The sequence below is a fragment of the Geminicoccus harenae genome (genome assembly GCF_019800005.1).
GTDB classification, from domain to species: domain Bacteria; phylum Pseudomonadota; class Alphaproteobacteria; order Geminicoccales; family Geminicoccaceae; genus Geminicoccus; species Geminicoccus harenae.
Window position 1 is genome coordinate 33788 of sequence record NZ_JABGCL010000005.1, and the last position, 15992, is coordinate 49779.

Consider the following 15992-nt stretch of genomic DNA (forward strand, 5'->3'; position numbering starts at 1 on the left):
GCGCCGGTCGGGCGGAACCTCCGGATAGCGTCAGATCAGCTCGCGGACATGGGCCTCGCGGCCATAGATCGCGACCAGCGCCACGATGGTCACCCCGAGCGTGGCCTGGACCAGCGGCGGTCTGAGCCCCAGCCCGACCAGCACGGTGGTGAGCTCGATCAGGCAGAGCGCGCCGGCGATCGTGCCGAGATAGCCGCCCCGGCCGCCGATCAGCGTGGTGCCGCCAATCACCACCGCGGCGATGGTCTGGAACAGGTAGGGCTCGCCCACCCGTGCATAGGCGGCACCGGAGAAGCCCAGCAGGAGGACGCCGGTGAGCGCCGCGAAGCCGGCACTCAGCGCGAAGGTGATCGTCCAGGTGCGTACCGGGTCGACCAGCGCCAAGCGGGCGGCGCGCGGGTTGCTGCCCAGCGCATAGAGCCGCCGGCCATACACGGTCCGGCCGAGCGCCAGGATCACCACTGCCGCCAAGACCAGGAAGGCCGGAATCAGCCATGGAACCGGGATCGGCCCGATGCTGCCGCCGATCGAGACGAAGCTGGTCACGTAGGAAGGTGCGGCACCGGTCGGAAAGCCCGCCGTCCATAGCTGGACGGCACCTTGTAGGGCGGTGCCGGTGCCGAGGGTCACGATCAGCGGGTGGATCGCCAGACTGGCGGAGACCATGCCGTTGAAGGCACCGATCGCCATGGCCACGGCCAGGACCAGCGGCAGCACCACGGCGAACGGCACGCCGTCGCCGTAGAGCTGGGCGGCGGTGACATTGGCGAAGCCGATCACGAACGGGATCGAGAGGTCGATGCCGCCGATGATGATCACCAGCGTCTGGCCGATCGCGGCGATCGCCAGGAGCGTGGCCAGCACCAGCATGGCGCGGATGCCGAACATGGTGCCGAAGCCGCGGATCAACGCCATGCCGATCAGGTGGATGGCCAGCGCCAGCAGCAGTGCCGCCACCGGGCGCGGGATCCGGGCGAGGGCGGCGCTCATGTATGCCTCCGGCCGCGCAGGAGCTGGCGCAGGCGGTCGGCGTTGAGCACCACCGCCACGGTCAGCACCGTGCCATAGACGATCTGCAGGACGAAGGTCGACACGTTGAAGAAGGTCAGCGCGGTCTGCAGCAGGAAGATGTCCGCGGCACCCAGCACAGCGGCGACCAGCCCGCCGCGCCCGCCGGCCAGGCTGACCCCGCCCAGCGCCACCGCGGAGATCGCGAGCAGCGTGTAGGTGCCCGCGATGTTCGGGTCGGCCGAGCCGATCAGGCCGGTGAGGCACAGGCCGCCCACCGCGGCGATCAGGCCGGCCAGGACATAGGCCAGAAAGCGGACCAGGGTGACCGGGATGCCGGCCGTGTAGGCGGCGCGATCATCGCTGCCCACGCACAGGAGCTGCTCGTAGAAGGGCAGCCGCTTGATCAGCAGCCAGAGCAGCGCCACGGCTGCCAGCGGCAGGATCGAGGTCGGCCCGGCCAGCGCCTTGATCCAGCCGGGCACGGTGCCGGCCGGCGAGGGCACGATGGTGAGCGTGATGCCGGCATAGAACAGGGAGGTCCCGAGCGTGGCGACGATCGGCTGGATGCGCAGCACGGTCGCGAGCAGGCCGTTCAAGGCACCCGACAGGAGGCCCAGCAGCAGGACCAGGGGCACGATCAGGAACGGGGATTCGATGCCCAGCCCTTCCACGAGCCAGCGCACTACCACCACGTTGACCAGGCCCATGAGCGGGCCCACCGAGATGTCGATGCCGCCGCGCCCCGCCAGGATCGGCGGCATGGAGGCGATCGCGGCCAGGACCAGGCCGGAGGCCAGGCCGATCGTCACGCCCAGGCTGGTGGGCGCGAACCGCACAGGGTTCAGGGCGATGTTGACCGCCAGCAGGACGACGAACAGGCCGGCGGCCAGGCGAAGATAGGCGCGGCCGGCAAGCCAGCGGGACATTCAGGCGGCCTCCTGGCCGAACATCGCGGCGATCACCCGGTCCATGGTCATGGCATCGCGGTCCAGCTCGGCGAACAGCCGGGCCTCGCGGAACACCAGCACGCGATGGCAGAGCTGGAGGATCTCCTCGATCTCGCTGGACAGGATCACGAGCGGGATGCCCTGGTCGGCGGCCAGCCTGCGGAACACCTCGTAGAGCTTCATGCGCGTGCCGAGATCGACGCCGCGGGTGGGATCGTTCATCAGCATCACCCGGGGCTCGCGGGCGAGCCAGCGGGCCAGCAGCACCTTCTGCTGGTTGCCGCCGGACAGGGTGCCGATGGAGGCATGGGGCGAGCGGTAGACCATGCCGAGCTCACGGGTGAAGTGGGCGAGCTTCTCCCGCAGCCGGGGGCGGTCGACGATGCCGAAGCGCTGATGGTCGGGCAGGGCGGCGATCGCGAAATTGTCGAACACTGACAGCCCGCCCAGCACGCCGGTAGTCCGGCGGTCACGCGGCAGGTAGGCCAGCCCCTGTGCGGCGGCCTTGGCGAACTCCGTCACCTGGACGGTGTGGCCGTCCTTGCCCTGCAGGCGGATCTCGCCGGCTTCCGGCCGGTGCAGGCCGCACAGCGCCTGGATGAACATGTCCTGGCCGTGCCCCTCGAGCCCGGCCAGCCCGACGATCTCGCCCGGCCTGATCGCGAAGTCGATGGGCGACGCACCCGGCGCCAGCCGGATGCCCTGTGCCGCCAGGATCGCCTGCCCGTCAGTCATGGTGATGCACCGGGATGCGGGTGTCGGGCAGCATCAGGGCGAGCAGCCGGGCACCGGTGATCTCCGCCCCGGCCAGCGTCTCCACCACCCGGCCGCTGCGCAGCACGGTGACCCGGTCGGACAGGCGGCGGACCTCGTCCATCCGGTGCGAGATGAAGATCACCAGCCGGCCTTCTGCGACAAAGCTGCGGACCGCGTCGAACAGGACGTCGCGATCGCCGAAGTCCAGGGCGGCGGTCACCTCGTCCAGGATCAGGATACGCGGGTCGCGCACCAGTGCCCTTGCCAGCACGATGAGCTGCTGCTGGGCCAGGGCCGCCTCGCCGGCCGGCTGGTCGAGGTCCATGGGCGTACGCGACACGTGGGCCAGGATCTGGGCGGCCTTGGCCTGCCGCTCTGCCCGGCTCAGCCGGTAGGTGAGCAGGCCGTCATAGCCCATGAAGATGTTCTCGAGCACACTGCGCTCAGGCGCCAGCAGCACTTCCTGGAACACGGTGGCGATGCCGTGGCGCTGCGCGTCCGCCGGGCCGGTCAGGCGCAGTGGCTGGCCGTCCAGGCGGATCTCGCCGGCGGTGGGCGCCACCACGCCGGAAAGCAGCTTGACCAGCGTGCTCTTGCCCGACCCGTTCTCGCCCAGGATCGTGTGGACATGGCCAGGGGTGAAGGCGAGGTCCGCCTCGACCAGCGCCAGCGTCTCGCCATAGCGCTTGGTGACGCCGGACAGCGTCAGCATCGCCCACCCCCGCTTCTCGCCGTCGCTCTATCTGGCTCCGGTCGCCCTTCCGGCCGTAACGGTTTGCGCTGGCCCGCGCAAGGTCGCCCTGGTATCGTTTACATATGAAGAATGCCGGCCCAGCAACGAGGCCGGCGAGGGGGAGCAAGGAGCACATGACGGCACATGGCGCGCGCCGCACCTGGCTTGCGGCACTGGGGGGATTGGCGGGGCTGGCCCTGACGGCGGGCATGGCGGGCGGTGCCGCGGCGCAGTCGCTGGCCGACCTGCCGGAGGAGCTGCAGGCCCTCTACACCGACGGCATCCCGGTGGGCCCATCCGCCTATGACGACTTCCAGATGCCGGCCAAACCCTGGCGCTGGTGCCACTCCGAATCCTACATGGGCAACCCCTGGCGGGTCAGCGCCGCCAACGAGCTGAAGCGGCTGGTCGAGAACGCCAAGGCCGAGGGCCTGGTCTCCGAGTTCGAGATGTCGGACTCCAACGGCGACGTGACCCAGCAGATCGCCCAGGTCCGCGCCTTCATCGACAAGGGCTGCAGCGTCATCACCATGATCGCCGGCTCGTCCACGGCGCTGAACGACGTAATTGAAGCCGCCTACAAGGCCGGCATCCCCGTAGTGACCACCGCCAGTGCCGTCACCAGCCCCTATGCCCTGAACATCCAGCACAATCACAATGTCTGGGGCTACAACATGGGCAAGGGCATCGCCGCCTACCTGAACGGCCCGGGCAACGTGCTGGAGGTCGAGGGCATCCCGGGCAGCCCGATCGTCGCCCAGGAGAATTCCGGCGGCGAGCGCGCCTTTGCCGAGCATCCCGACATCACCATCCTGGGCCGGGTCAGCGGCAACTGGACGGCGAACGTCACCAAGAGCGTGGTGCTGCAGTTCCTGGCCACCAACCCGTCGCCTATCGACGCGGTCTGGACCACCGGCAGCGAGACCCGGGTGATCGCCGAGGCGTTCGAGGAGGCCGGCCGGCCGGTGCCGCTGATCACCGGCTCCATGTCGGGCGATGCGCTGGGCTACTGGAAGGAGCACCAGGACACGTTCAAGTTCTACGGCGGCGCCATCCTGCCGACCGTGGCCTCGCACAACACCTATCGCGCGGCGGTGCGCCTGCTCGAAGGCCAGCAGCCGATCGTGAACACGATCATTGTGCCGGTCCCGGAGATCAAGCAGGAGGATCTCGGCAAGTGGGCCGCCCCCTGCATGACCGTGGAGTCCGGCTCGATCTTCCCGATCCCGCCGGCCGACCCGATCAGCGAGACGATGATGGACGGCTATTTCCGCAAGGGTGCCGGCACGCCCGGCTACGACTTCGCCACCACGCCGGACCCGTGCGGCTGAGCGAGGGCTGACGGCGGCGGGAGCCTGGCCTCCTGCCGCAAACCCGGCGAGACTGCGGGAGAATCGACGGGAGAAGAGGGATGGACGAGCGGCTCCAGCGTAGCGCTGCGGCAGTGGCCGAGGCCGGGGCGGACTGGCTGGTCCTGACCGCACCGGATGCGGTCGCCTATGCCACCGGCCATGTCGTGCCGATCGAGGCCGGGCCTTCGCCCTTTGCCGGTGGCCCGACGCTCGCTCTGGTCGGCCGCGACGGCACGGCCGGCTTGGTCGTCGCCAATGTCGAGGCTGGTGCCGCGGCGCGTGCCTGGGTCGACCAGACCGTCGTTTACGAGGGCTACGGCTTCGAGCAGCCGGCCCCCTATCCGCAGAACTATCAGACAGCGGTGGCCGAACTCGTGCGCCGGCTGGGCGTGCGGGGGCGGATCGCCGCCGATCCGGTGACCTTCCCCGCCCGGCTGGCCGAGATCCTGCCGGCCGATCCCGGGCTGGACGCGATGATGTCCCTGGCACGGGCACGGGCCACCAAGACCGCCGCGGAGATCGTGGCCCTGCGCCGCTCGGCGGAGGCCGCGGCGGTGGGCCAGGCCGCGTTCGTCCGGGCATTGCGGCCCAGTCGCAGCGAACTCGCCGTGTTCGCCGAGCTGCGCTGCGCGATCGAGGAATTCGCCGGCGAGCGCGTGCCGATCACCGGCGACTTCATATCCGGGGTGGCCCGGACCGCGGCGTTCACCGGCTGGCCCAATGCCCGCGTGATCGAGCTAGGCGATCCGGTGATGGCCGACCTCGCCCCCAGGATCGCCGGCTACTGGGGTGATTCCTGCCAGGTGACGGTGGCGGGCACGCCGCGCCGTGGCCACGAGCGCCTGTACCAAGCGTCCAGGGGTGCGCTCGACCTGGCCATGTCGCTGATCCGCCCAGGCCTGCGCATCGACCGGTTCGATGCCGAGATCCGCGCCCATGTCGCCAAGACGGGCTTCGCCTACCCGCACCATACCGGGCATTCGATCGGCACCGCGGTCCACGAGTTCCCGCGCTTGGTGCCCTACGAGACCAGCGCGTTCCAGGAGGACATGGTCGTGCTGGTGGAGCCCGGGGCCTATGACCCTGAAATCGGCGGGGTGCGCTCGGAGTTCATGCTGCGGGTCACCGCCACCGGCTGCGAGCCACTGGCCGCGTTCGACCAGGTGATGGCGGTCGCCGGCTGAGCGTGGCCGGGCCGGAGGTCAGTAGGCGCCGCGCCCCAGCACCACGATCGGGATGGTCTTGAGCAGGATGACCAGGTCGTACCACAGCGACCAGTTCTTCACGTACCAGCAGTCCAGATGGACCCGGCGGCGATAGTCGACGTCGTTGCGGCCGCTGACCTGCCAGAGCCCGGTCAGGCCGGGGGTGCATTCGAAGTAGTAGGGGAGATTGTCGCCGTAGCGGGCCAGCTCTTCCGACACGACCGGGCGCGGCCCCACCAGGCTCATGTCGCCGCGCAGCACGTTCCAGAGCTGGGGCAGCTCGTCCAGGCTGGTCTGGCGCAGGAAGCGGCCGATCGGCGTGATGCGCGGATCGCTTTCCAGCTTGTGCCGCTCCTCCCATTCCCGCCGGCGGTCCGGGTCGCGCTCCAGCAGCTCGCGCAGCTTCTCCTCGGCATCCGGCACCATGGTGCGGAATTTGTAGCAGGTGAATGGCTCGCCGCGCCGGCCGATCCGGCGATGGCCGAACACCACGCCCCGGCCGGTGTCGCGGACCCTGAGCGCGATCCAGGCGAACAGCGGGGAAAGCACGACCAGCAGGAGGCTGGCCATCACCAGGTCGAAGGCGCGCTTGACCCCGCGGTTCCAGGCACTCGCCAGGTTGTTGTGCAGGCGCAGGGCCAGCACGTCGTGGCTGAAGAAATGGGTGACGCTGGCGGTCGCCACCGGCAGGCCGCGGATCGGCGACACGATGTCCACCGAGCGGGACGCCAGCGCGATCTGCTCGACCAGGCTGGTGTGCCGGTCGGCCTCGCCCAGCTCTAATGCAATCACCACGTGCGGCGTGCCCAGCTCCGGCGGCAGGAGGCTCGGCCAGGGCAGGGTGTTGAGGACCGGGAGCTCCTCCTCCTCGACCTTGAGGTAGCGCGGCGCGTCCGAGCCGGGCGGCACCAGGAAGGCGATCGGCTCGAAGCCCAGCATCGGCTCGGACTGCAGCGCCGCGGCGGCATCCACCGCGTTCGGGCCGATGCCGACGATCACGGTCGGCCGGCGCCAGGCGCCGAGTGCCATCAGCGCGTGCTTGGCGGCCATCCGGGTCAGCGGGATGGCGATCACCAGAAAGCCCCAGTTCGCCAGGAACCAGTGGCGCGACATCTCGGTGCGCGACAGGAACAGGCTGGCGGCGTCGATCAGCGCCATCACGCCCAGGACCGAGAGGACGTCGCCCACCTCCAGCCAGAACGGTCGTCGCCTGGCGTAATGGCCGAGCTTCCAGAAGGTGCCGACCGCGACCAGGGTGAGGGCCGCATAGATCCAGGGTCGCTCGTCGGCCGACATGTGGCCGAGCAGGACCGGCGGCAGAGCTTCCTCGACCGAGTAATAGGCAACCGCCCAGCGGGTGCACCAGAAGGCGAGGGCGAACAGACTGGCGTCGAGAAGCGGGAAGAACCAGGCTTCCCGGGCAGACCGGCGAGCACGTGCCGCGACTTCGAACCGTTCGAGCGTAGACGCCATACCGTTCATTCACCCGCCGGTACCGGGCCGCGGCAACGACCTTTGACACCGGTAGCAAGCATCAATGAAGGCTCTGTTAGAGCGCGCACGCCGTTGGCGCCAGCATTCTGAACTGCCACGGCACCTAGAACGGCGAAGCCGTGGCGCGGTTGCATACGCTCCGATAAAGCCCGGCATGCGCATCCACCATCCCGTCCAGGCGGGCGATCCGCGCCACCGCACGGCGCGCCCCGTCCACCAACTCGGCCGCGAACGGCGGATCGCCCAGGAGCCTCGCCAGGTCCTGGGCAAAGCCCGGGACGTCGTGCGGATCCCGGCGCAGGAGGCCGGACACGCCATGCTCCACCAGTTCCGGCACCCCGCGCACCGCCGACGCCACGACCGGCACCCCGATCGCCATGGCCTCCGCCAGCGCCAGGGGCAGGCCCTCCCAGAGCGACGGCAGCACCAGGGCGGCTGCCCGGCGGAGTTCGTCCAGGGCCTGGTCGCGCTGGAGGGCGCCGGTGATCCGCACCCGCTCCGCCACGCCCAGAGCGCGGGCGCGCGCGCGAACGGCATCCTCCAGCGGCCCGCCGCCGATCATGACCAGCCGCGCATCCCGCAGCGCCGGATAGGCCAGGACGTCCACCGCGAGCAGCGGATTCTTCTGCGGGACCAGCCGGCCCAGGAACGCGATCAATCCCGGCTCAAGGGTGCCCCGCTCGGGCAGGGCCGCCAGATCCAGGCCGTTATGGATGACGCCGTCCGCGGGCCGGCCCGGGTCCAGCCGCCACCGCCCTGCCAGTTGGCGGTCCGCCGCGCACACCCAGACGATCGCCGCGGCACGGCTGCCGGTCACCCGTTCCGCCAGCGCGCCGGCCAGCCGCTGCGGCCAGGGCTTGGTGGCGAAATGATAGCCATGCACCGTGTAGACGAAGGGGACGGGTCCCGAAGCCCGGGCGATCGCCAGGCCCGCGCGCCCGCCATGGGCATGAACCAGATCGGGGCGCACCTCGTCGATCAGCCGGCGCAGCCGCACCGGCGCGCTCCGGTCCAGCCGGGAGCGCCACAGATCGAGCGGGCGAGCCGCCAAGCCTGCGGCCGAAGCGGTCGCCAGCGCATAACTGTCCGGCGCACTCGCGACGATGCTCTCGATGCCGTGGCGGGCGCGCAGGCCCAGGCACAGGTCCAGCACCACGCTAGTGCCACCCCCTGGCCGGCCATCCGCCACGAACTGCAAGACCCGCATCGCTTGTCCCCCGCCCCCTGGGAGCGGCATGGTGGGGCGGAGGTCAAGAGTCGGAGCACGGGATGGGGCTGGAACAGATCTTTCCGCTGATCGCGTCCCTGGCCCTGCTGGTCTGGCTGTCGCCCACCGTGTTCCGGATGAGCCCGCGGACCCGGGAGTTGACCAGCAGGGTGGCGCTGGGTCTGATCGGGCTGGGGATCGTCCTGGCGCTGGCCGCGTTCTTCATGGGCTAGGGCCATGGGAGGAACAGCAATGGACCGGCTTCTTCTTCGAGTCTTTCTGGCGGCCGCAGTGCTGGCGTGGCCGCTCATCGGCACTGCCCGTGCCGCGGAAGAAAGTGCCTGGGACTTCGGCTTCAAGGCACTGGAGGGCGGCGACCTGCCGATGCAGCGCTTTGCCGGCCAGCCGGTGCTGCTGGTCAATACCGCCTCGATGTGCGGGTTCGCCTACCAGTTCGAGGGGCTGCAAAAGGCGTGGGCGGCCAACCGTGACGCTGGCCTGGTCGTGCTGGGCGTGCCGTCCGGCGACTTCGGCGGCCAGGAATATGGCGAGAGCGGCGAGATCAAGCAGTTCTGCGAGGTGAACTTCGCGGTCGATTTCCCAATGACCGAGAAGGAGCACGTGCGCGGGCCTGAGGCGCACCCGCTCTATCAGTGGCTGCTGGCACGGCTGGGCCCCTCGGCGGAGCCCAAGTGGAACTTCCACAAGATCCTGATCGGCCGGGACGGCCAGCCGGTCGCCGCCTGGCCCAGCCGCACCGAGCCCGATGCCCCGGAAGTCCAGGCGGCCATTCAGGCGGCACTCGCAGGCTCAGGCGAGGGCAGGCCCGGCGGGAGCTGAGGGCCGGCCCGCCACGACCCGCTCGGCCAGCAGCCCGCTGCCGAAGCCCATCCAGTAGCAGAGCTCGGCCGGCCGGCTGATCCGCCACAGGCAGAAGTCGGCGCGCTTGCCGACCTCCAGCGTGCCGCGATCGGCCGCCAGGCCCAGCGCCCGCGCGGCATGGGCGGTCATGCCCAGCAGCGCCTCGTACGGGGTGAGCCCGAACAGGACGCAGGCCAGGTTCATGGCGAGCAGCGGCGAGAGCAAAGGCGAGCTGCCGGGATTGGCATCCGTCGCGACCGCCATCGGCACAGCAAAGCGGCGGAGCAGCTCGACCGGCGGGCGCTGCCGCTCGCGCAGCAGGTAGAAGGCGCCCGGCAGCAGGACCGCGACCGTGCCGGCCGCTGCCATGGCCCGCACGCCCGCCTCGCTCGTGTACTCGACATGATCGCAGGAGAGCGCACCGTAGCGGGCCGCCAGCGCCGCACCGCCACTGTCGGAGATCTGGTCGGCATGAAGCTTGACCGGCAGGCCCTTGGCCTTTGCCGCCTGGAACACCCGTTCGGTTTCCTCAGGCGAGAACGCGATCGTCTCGCAGAACGCATCTACCGCGTCGGCCAGACCCTCTTCCGCCACAAGGTCCAGCATCGGTCCGCAGACCAGGTCGACATAGGCGGCCCGGTCCAGTTCGGCCGGGAAGGCATGGGCGCCGAGGAAGCTGGTCGCCACCGAGACGTCGCGGTCCCGGCCGAGCGCGCGCGCCACCCGCAGCATCCGAAGCTCGGTCTCGATGTCGAGCCCGTAGCCCGACTTGATCTCGACCGTGGTCACCCCTTCATCGACAAGACGATGGAGGCGGGCACGGGCCAGGCGGTGCAGCTCCTCCTCCGACGCGGCGCGGGTGCCGTCTACCGTGCGCCGGATCCCGCCGCCCCGCCTGGCGATCTCGGCATAGGGGACGCCTTCCAGCCGCTCCTCGAACTCGCCGCAGCGCTCGCCGGCGAACACCAGGTGGGTATGGCAGTCGATCAGCCCCGGCAGGATCCAGCCGCCGGCACCGTCATGGATCTCCACGGCCTCGCCCGGCAACTGGGCGCGCGGCCCCAGCCAGGCGATCCTGCCATCCCGTACCGCCAGGGCGCCGTCCCGGATCTCGCCACGATCCGGTGCCCCCGGTACCATGGTCGCGAGCTGCACGTTCACCCATATCCGGTCGAAGCGTTCCATCTGCCGGCTCCGGCCGCTGCTCTCCCGGAATGCTCCCTAGCAGGAAGTTCCAAGGCTGGCCAAACCGGGCGCGATCATGGGGGCGGACAAGCGGCGGATCGGCCTTGCGACCCTGCGCCTGTGGTCGGGCGCGTTCCTGTTCCTGTTCGCCACCACCCATCTGCTCAACCATGCGCTGGGGCTGGTCTCGCTCGATGCCATGGAAGCCGGCCGCGCGGTGTTCGTCGCGTTCTGGCGCTCGCCGGTCGAGCTCGTCCTGCTGGCGGCACTGCTGCTCCACCCGGCCGTTGCGATCGTCCGGCTGTTCCAGCGGCGCACGCTCCGCCTGCCGCCCCTGGACTGGCTGCAGGTGGGCCTGGGCCTGCTCATCCCCTACTACCTGACCATCCACGTGCTCGGCACCGGCGTGCTGCACCAGGTCCAGGGGCTCGATGACAGCTACGCCTACCTGCTCAACCTGATCTGGCCGGGCGGGATGCAGCGGCAGACGGAGCTGATGCTGGTGGTCTGGGGCCATGGCTGCATCGGGATGTACCACCGCCTGAAGCTGGAGCCCTGGTTCAGGGGTGCTGCGCCGCTCCTGCTCACGCTGGCCGTGCTGCTGCCCACGCTGGCCTTCTTCGGCATGCTGAACGGTGCGCGCGAGCTGGCGGCCAGGGCGGCGTCCGATCCCGCCTGGATCGCGGCGCTGGCGGCTGCCGAAAACTGGCCGGAGCCGGCCGAGCGCGCCTGGATCTATGTCCTGGAAAGCCGGCTGCTCCTCCTGTTCTACGGCACGATCGCGCTCCTGTTCCTCCTACGGCTGGCGCGTCAGGCGATCGTGGCGCGCACCGGGCCGGTCGCGATCGAGTTCCCGGGCAATTTGCTGGTGCGGGTCCCGCGCGGCACCTCCGTGCTGGAGGCGGCCGAGCTGGCGCGGCTGCCCCACGCCTCGGTATGCGGCGGGCGCGGGCGCTGCTCGACCTGCCGGGTCCGGGTCGGCCGGGGCAGCGACCACCTGCCGCCGCCGTCGGCCCAGGAGGAGCGGGTGCTGCGCCGGATCCAGGCCAGGCCCGACGTGCGCCTCGCCTGCCAGCTCCGGCCGACCCATGCGCTGCAGGTGACCCCGCTGGTCGCGGCCGGCCACGCTGCCGAGGAGGTCAGCCGGCCGATGTTCCCCAGGCACGGCGTGGAGCGCGAGCTGGTCGTGCTGTTCGCCGACCTGCGCGGCTTCACCATGCTTGCCGAGCACCGGCTGCCCTATGACGTGGTGTTCCTGCTGAACCGCTGGTTCGCACTGTCCGGCCAGACGATCGAGCAGGCCGGCGGCCGGGTCGACAAGTTCATCGGCGACGGCGTTATGGCCCTGTTCGGGCTGGACCACGGGCCGGAGGAAGGAGCGCGCAGTGCGCTGAAGGCGGCCCAGGCAATGGCCGCGGGCCTGAGCCAGCTTTCCCACGAGATGCGCGGCGAGCTGGGGCAGGCGACGCTCCGGATGGGGGTGGGCATCCATGCCGGCAGCGCCATCGTGGGCCAGCTCGGCTGGGGTCATGCGGCGGGCCTCACCGCGATCGGCGACGTGGTCAACGTCGCGAGCCGGCTGGAGACCGCCTGCAAGGAGCTGTCGGCCGAGGCGGTGATCTCCGCGGAGGTGTTCCGCCTGGCCGGGCTGGAGCCGCCGAGCGCCCCGGTCCCGCTCGAGCTGCGCGGCCGCCGCCGGTCCCTGCCGGTGGTGGCGGTGCCGAGGCTGGCCGAACTGCGCCAGACGGATCTGGCCAGCGCCTAGGCGAAGGCCGGCTGCGCTTCCGGCACGGTCGGGGCTGCCCCGATTTCCTCCAGGCCAGGAAGATCCGGCATGGCGCCCCGCCCGTACTGCGCGTCCCACCAGGCGAGCAGGAGATAGGTGGAAAGGGCGTCCTGGAAGGACTGTTGCAGCGTGTCACTGGCGAAGCGGATCGTCCGGGCGTTGCCGGCCCGGGGATGATCCTCGACCAGATATGGCAGGCCCTGACGCTCCGCATAGGCGGTCGCCGAGGGGAGCGTGGGAAAGGTCAGCTCGACCTGGGCCAGGGGTTCGGGAGCGGTGTCGTCGCCCCCGTCGCCGGCAGATGGGTGCTCCAGCACGAGATGCCAGCGCTGCCGGCCGGGGTGAACCGGTGCCGGACGTGGCGGGAGCGGCTGGAAGATCCGTGCGACCGTGCCAGGCGGGAAAGGTCGACGCTTGCTATTCGGTTGGAACGGATCGTCGGTGACTTGGGTCTCCATGGCTGGCTCCTCCCGAAGAAGGTGCGGGCGCGGCTGCCGCCGCGCCCGACTGGCCATCAATGCCTGGTCTCGCCCTCGGATGCCGCGTTGATGGCGATCCGCCTGGTCTTCGCCTGCGCCTGGACAGACTTCGGCAGGGTGACGGTGAGCAGGCCGTTCCTGAAGCTGGCGCTCACCTTGTCCTCCTCGACCTCGTATCCCAGCGGGATCCGGCGCTCGAACCGGCCATAGTAGCGCTCGCTGAACTGGCGCTCCTTGTCCTCGGTCTCCGAGCGCTTCTCACCGCGCAGGGTCAGCATGTCGCCGTCGAGCAGGACCTCGATGTCCTTCTCCTCGAGACCGGGAATCTCGGCCACCACCCGGATGTCACGGTCGGTTTCCGAGACCTCCACGCTCGGCCAGGTCGTGGCCCAGCCCTGCATCCGGCCGAACGAACGCGGCAGGTCGAGGCCACGGAAGGCCTCGTCGAACAGCCGGTTCATCTCCCGGTGCAGCGTGACGAACGGGTTCTGCTCCTGGTCGCGGTAGAGGGTCGGGGCCTGGCTCATGGTGCGGCCCCAGGGGATGAGATCGCGCATGTTCATGGCTCTTCTCCTCAGCTTTGGCAGCAGGAAGCAGGTCAGGCGTCAGGCTGCCTTACTCTGGTTCTCGATCTGCATGGGCTCAGGTCTCGGCAGTGCCTCGCTCCCGATCTCGATCCGCCGCGGCTTCATCGCATCGGGCAGCTCGCGGACGAGCTCGATCGTGAGCAGGCCGTTCTCCAGGGTCGCCGCCTTCACCTTGACATGGTCGGCCAGCTCAAAGCGACGCTGGAAGGTGCGGCCGGCAATCCCGCGATGCAGGTACTGCCCGTCATCCGGGCCGGGCTTCGCACCGCTGACGACCAGGAGGTTCGGCTCCTGGGTCAGGTCGAGTTCGTCCTTCGAGAACCCGGCCACCGCCATGCTGATGCGGTAGGCATCCTCGCCGGTCTTGACGATGTCGTATGGCGGCCAGTTGTCGATCGCCTGCAGGCGGCTGGCCCGGTCGAGCAGATCGAAGACCCGGTCGAAGCCGATGGTCGACCGGAAGAGTGGCGTGAAGTCGAGTGCTGTTCTCATAGCCATATCCTCCACTGAGCAACATGGGTACGAGAGGCGCCCAGGTTCGGGCGCCCTTGGATCTGCCAGCCCCGCATGGGCGGCCGGCACCCATCGATCTGGGCGTTCTCCTATCGTTTTCAAGAGGTTACCGAGGCGCATGACGATCGCTTCCGGGCGAACGGCTTGACGCCGCCACCCCCGCCCACCAAACCTGCTGGCAGCATCGAGAAAGGTGACAACCCGTCGATGAGCGGACCCGCACACGCCCTGGTCGCCGACGACATCCACAAGACCTTCGGCTCCCTCGAAGTCCTCAAGGGCGTCTCGGTGACCGCCGACAAGGGCGACGTGATCGCGATGCTGGGTTCGTCCGGATCGGGCAAGAGCACCTTCCTGCGCTGCCTGAACCTGCTTGAGATGCCGGACCAGGGGCGGGTCGTGGTGGCGGGCGAGGAGATGCGTCTCGTCCCGGACCGCGCGGGCAAGCTCAAGGCGGCTGATCGCCGGCAGGTCGAGCGGCTGCGTACCCGCCTTGGCATGGTGTTCCAGCAGTTCAACCTGTGGTCGCACATGACCATCCTCGACAACGTGATCGAGGCGCCGGTCCACGTCCTCAAGCTCTCGCGGGCCGAGGCGCTGGCCAGGGCGGAGGCGCTCCTGAACAAGGTCGGCATCTGGGACAAGCGCGATGCCTATCCCGCCCATCTCTCGGGCGGGCAGCAGCAGCGTGCCGCGATCGCCCGGGCGCTCGCCATGGAGCCGGACGTGCTCCTGTTCGACGAGCCGACCTCGGCGCTGGACCCGGAGCTGGTCGGCGAGGTGCTGCGGGTGATGCGCGATCTGGCGGTGGAAGGGCGCACCATGATCGTGGTCACCCACGAGATGGGCTTTGCCCGCGAGGTGGCCGACCATGTGATCTTTCTGCATCAGGGACGCATCGAAGATCAGGGGCCGCCCGACCAATTCTTCGGCGCACCAAGGTCTGAGCGGGTTCGGCAGTTCCTGTCGGGCAAGCTGAAGGGTTGACCCGGATGCCCGATCGGGGCATCGCTGCATACTCAACCAGTTAGCGGGTTTCGCTCATGCGCCGACCAACCATCGCTGCGTTCGTCGTGGCTCTCGGCCTGGCCTTTTCGGCCACTGCCTTCGCTCAGCCCCAGGCCATCCTGCGGGTCGCGGTCGACGGGAGCTACCCGCCCTACAGCATGGTCGACAAGAAGGGCCGGCTGTCCGGCTTCGACATCGAGATGGCCGACGAGATCTGCAAGCGGCTCGCGGCCAAGTGCACCAAGGTGCAGTTCACCTGGGACCAGATCCTGGACGCGGTGAAGTCGCAGCGTGCCGATATCGTGGTCGCTTCCACCTCGATCACCGACGGCCGGCGCCGGCGCGGCATCGCGTTCAGCCAGCGCTACTACCACACGCCCGCCATGTTCGTGCGCCGCAAGGGCGATTCGGTGGAAGGGATCTGGAAGGCGCTGCGCGGCAAGACGATCGGCGTGCAGGCGAACACCACCCACGACCAGTTCGTGACCTCCGAGTTCACCGCATCCGCCAAGATCGCACGGTTCAAGACCCTGCCGCAGATGGTCGACGCGCTGATGAAGGAGCAGGTCGACGTCATCCTGGCCGATGCCTGGGCGCTCGACCAGACCGCGATCAAGGGCAAGTACGGCAAGAAGCTGGAGTTCACCGGCCCGGCCTACAACGACCGGCGCTGGTTCGGCGAGGGGATCGGCGTGATCCTGCCGCAGGACGACCCGGCGCTGAAGGCGCGCATCGACGAGGCGATCGTCGCCATGCGCGAGGACGGCACCTACATGCAGATCGCCAACAAGTATTTCTCGTTCGACCCGTACGGGAACTGAAGCTGCCCCTGGCAGAACCGGGCCGCCTGCAGTACGGCCCGGCCCCT

Annotated in this window: 17 protein-coding genes; 7 read left to right on the forward strand and 10 right to left on the reverse strand. The window is 69.7% G+C overall.

What is annotated here, in order from left to right:
• Positions 1 to 30: 30 nt before the first annotated feature.
• From HLA95_RS05350 to HLA95_RS05365, 4 genes are read right to left on the reverse strand one after another with little or no spacing between them, the layout of a single operon-like run.
• Positions 31 to 990: an ABC transporter permease gene (locus HLA95_RS05350; protein WP_191059594.1), complete on the reverse strand. Its 960-nt coding sequence runs from the start codon at positions 988 to 990 to the stop codon at positions 31 to 33.
• Positions 987 to 1937, reverse strand: coding sequence for an ABC transporter permease (locus HLA95_RS05355; protein ID WP_191059593.1), 951 nt, complete (start codon positions 1935 to 1937; stop codon positions 987 to 989). The genes HLA95_RS05350 and HLA95_RS05355 overlap by 4 nt, the downstream gene beginning before the upstream one ends.
• Positions 1938 to 2693: an ATP-binding cassette domain-containing protein gene (locus HLA95_RS05360; RefSeq protein WP_191059592.1), complete on the reverse strand. Its 756-nt coding sequence runs from the start codon at positions 2691 to 2693 to the stop codon at positions 1938 to 1940. It abuts the gene before it with no gap.
• On the reverse strand, positions 2686 to 3426 hold the full coding sequence (locus HLA95_RS05365; protein ID WP_191059591.1) for an ATP-binding cassette domain-containing protein: 741 nt from the start codon (positions 3424 to 3426) through the stop codon (positions 2686 to 2688). The genes HLA95_RS05360 and HLA95_RS05365 overlap by 8 nt, the downstream gene beginning before the upstream one ends.
• Before the next feature lie 155 nt (positions 3427 to 3581).
• On the opposite strand from HLA95_RS05365, the gene HLA95_RS05370 reads away from it, so the two are divergent.
• Positions 3582 to 4778, forward strand: a complete 1197-nt coding sequence (locus tag HLA95_RS05370) for a substrate-binding domain-containing protein (protein WP_191059590.1) — start codon at positions 3582 to 3584, stop codon at positions 4776 to 4778.
• An 80-nt stretch (positions 4779 to 4858) separates the two neighbouring features.
• Entirely contained in the window at positions 4859 to 5983 is a 1125-nt protein-coding gene (locus tag HLA95_RS05375; protein ID WP_222182714.1) for a M24 family metallopeptidase, read from the forward strand.
• 18 nt (positions 5984 to 6001) lie between these two features.
• Here the strand turns inward: HLA95_RS05375 and wbaP are convergent, their stop codons facing one another.
• The gene (gene wbaP / locus HLA95_RS05380) at positions 6002 to 7477 is read right to left on the reverse strand and encodes an undecaprenyl-phosphate galactose phosphotransferase WbaP (RefSeq protein ID WP_222182715.1); all 1476 of its coding nucleotides are present in this window, start codon (positions 7475 to 7477) and stop codon (positions 6002 to 6004) included.
• A 124-nt stretch (positions 7478 to 7601) separates the two neighbouring features.
• Complete coding sequence (locus HLA95_RS05385) at positions 7602 to 8705, reverse strand: glycosyltransferase (protein ID WP_222182716.1); 1104 nt, start codon at positions 8703 to 8705, stop codon at positions 7602 to 7604.
• A gap of 62 nt (positions 8706 to 8767) precedes the next feature.
• Between HLA95_RS05385 and HLA95_RS05390 the strand changes: the two genes are divergently transcribed.
• Both HLA95_RS05390 and HLA95_RS05395 read left to right on the forward strand, forming a co-directional pair.
• Complete coding sequence (locus HLA95_RS05390; protein WP_191062467.1) at positions 8768 to 8938, forward strand: hypothetical protein; 171 nt, start codon at positions 8768 to 8770, stop codon at positions 8936 to 8938.
• A 19-nt stretch (positions 8939 to 8957) separates the two neighbouring features.
• Positions 8958 to 9545: a glutathione peroxidase gene (locus HLA95_RS05395; protein WP_191062468.1), complete on the forward strand. Its 588-nt coding sequence runs from the start codon at positions 8958 to 8960 to the stop codon at positions 9543 to 9545.
• Here HLA95_RS05395 and hutI read toward each other — a convergent pair.
• Complete coding sequence (gene hutI, locus HLA95_RS05400; protein ID WP_222182717.1) at positions 9516 to 10751, reverse strand: imidazolonepropionase; 1236 nt, start codon at positions 10749 to 10751, stop codon at positions 9516 to 9518. The genes HLA95_RS05395 and hutI overlap by 30 nt on opposite strands.
• A 76-nt stretch (positions 10752 to 10827) precedes the next feature.
• Here hutI and HLA95_RS05405 point away from each other — a divergent pair, with 76 nt between their 5' ends.
• A complete protein-coding gene (locus HLA95_RS05405) occupies positions 10828 to 12516 on the forward strand; it encodes an adenylate/guanylate cyclase domain-containing protein (RefSeq protein ID WP_222182719.1) in 1689 nt (562 codons plus the stop codon).
• Here HLA95_RS05405 and HLA95_RS05410 read toward each other — a convergent pair.
• The 3 genes from HLA95_RS05410 to HLA95_RS05420 are packed head-to-tail and all read right to left on the reverse strand — an operon-like array spanning position 12513 to position 14095.
• Positions 12513 to 12995: a hypothetical protein gene (locus HLA95_RS05410; protein ID WP_191060441.1), complete on the reverse strand. Its 483-nt coding sequence runs from the start codon at positions 12993 to 12995 to the stop codon at positions 12513 to 12515. The two genes, HLA95_RS05405 and HLA95_RS05410, sit on opposite strands and share 4 nt — an antisense overlap.
• A gap of 56 nt (positions 12996 to 13051) precedes the next feature.
• Complete coding sequence (locus HLA95_RS05415) at positions 13052 to 13579, reverse strand: Hsp20/alpha crystallin family protein (protein ID WP_191060439.1); 528 nt, start codon at positions 13577 to 13579, stop codon at positions 13052 to 13054.
• A gap of 42 nt (positions 13580 to 13621) precedes the next feature.
• Positions 13622 to 14095 carry an Hsp20 family protein gene (locus tag HLA95_RS05420; protein ID WP_191060438.1) on the reverse strand — a complete coding sequence of 158 codons (474 nt, stop codon included), beginning with the start codon at positions 14093 to 14095 and terminating at the stop codon, positions 13622 to 13624.
• 228 nt (positions 14096 to 14323) lie between these two features.
• Here HLA95_RS05420 and HLA95_RS05425 point away from each other — a divergent pair, with 228 nt between their 5' ends.
• A complete protein-coding gene (locus HLA95_RS05425; protein ID WP_191060437.1) occupies positions 14324 to 15103 on the forward strand; it encodes an ABC transporter ATP-binding protein in 780 nt (259 codons plus the stop codon).
• A 56-nt stretch (positions 15104 to 15159) separates the two neighbouring features.
• Positions 15160 to 15945 (forward strand): transporter substrate-binding domain-containing protein, encoded by a 786-nt coding sequence (locus HLA95_RS05430; RefSeq protein WP_191060436.1) that lies wholly within the window; start codon positions 15160 to 15162, stop codon positions 15943 to 15945.
• Positions 15946 to 15992: the final 47 nt, after the last annotated feature.

Coding starts and splice junctions, on each gene's coding strand:
- HLA95_RS05350 (WP_191059594.1), bottom strand. CDS start 990: ATGAGCGCCGCCCTCGCCCGGATCCCGCGCCCGGTGGCGGCACTGCTG.
- HLA95_RS05355 (WP_191059593.1), bottom strand. CDS start 1,937: ATGTCCCGCTGGCTTGCCGGCCGCGCCTATCTTCGCCTGGCCGCCGGC.
- HLA95_RS05360 (WP_191059592.1), bottom strand. CDS start 2,693: ATGACTGACGGGCAGGCGATCCTGGCGGCACAGGGCATCCGGCTGGCG.
- HLA95_RS05365 (WP_191059591.1), bottom strand. CDS start 3,426: ATGCTGACGCTGTCCGGCGTCACCAAGCGCTATGGCGAGACGCTGGCG.
- HLA95_RS05370 (WP_191059590.1), top strand. CDS start 3,582: ATGACGGCACATGGCGCGCGCCGCACCTGGCTTGCGGCACTGGGGGGA.
- HLA95_RS05375 (WP_222182714.1), top strand. CDS start 4,859: ATGGACGAGCGGCTCCAGCGTAGCGCTGCGGCAGTGGCCGAGGCCGGG.
- wbaP (WP_222182715.1), bottom strand. CDS start 7,477: ATGGCGTCTACGCTCGAACGGTTCGAAGTCGCGGCACGTGCTCGCCGG.
- HLA95_RS05385 (WP_222182716.1), bottom strand. CDS start 8,705: ATGCGGGTCTTGCAGTTCGTGGCGGATGGCCGGCCAGGGGGTGGCACT.
- HLA95_RS05390 (WP_191062467.1), top strand. CDS start 8,768: ATGGGGCTGGAACAGATCTTTCCGCTGATCGCGTCCCTGGCCCTGCTG.
- HLA95_RS05395 (WP_191062468.1), top strand. CDS start 8,958: ATGGACCGGCTTCTTCTTCGAGTCTTTCTGGCGGCCGCAGTGCTGGCG.
- hutI (WP_222182717.1), bottom strand. CDS start 10,751: ATGGAACGCTTCGACCGGATATGGGTGAACGTGCAGCTCGCGACCATG.
- HLA95_RS05405 (WP_222182719.1), top strand. CDS start 10,828: ATGGGGGCGGACAAGCGGCGGATCGGCCTTGCGACCCTGCGCCTGTGG.
- HLA95_RS05410 (WP_191060441.1), bottom strand. CDS start 12,995: ATGGAGACCCAAGTCACCGACGATCCGTTCCAACCGAATAGCAAGCGT.
- HLA95_RS05415 (WP_191060439.1), bottom strand. CDS start 13,579: ATGAACATGCGCGATCTCATCCCCTGGGGCCGCACCATGAGCCAGGCC.
- HLA95_RS05420 (WP_191060438.1), bottom strand. CDS start 14,095: ATGAGAACAGCACTCGACTTCACGCCACTCTTCCGGTCGACCATCGGC.
- HLA95_RS05425 (WP_191060437.1), top strand. CDS start 14,324: ATGAGCGGACCCGCACACGCCCTGGTCGCCGACGACATCCACAAGACC.
- HLA95_RS05430 (WP_191060436.1), top strand. CDS start 15,160: ATGCGCCGACCAACCATCGCTGCGTTCGTCGTGGCTCTCGGCCTGGCC.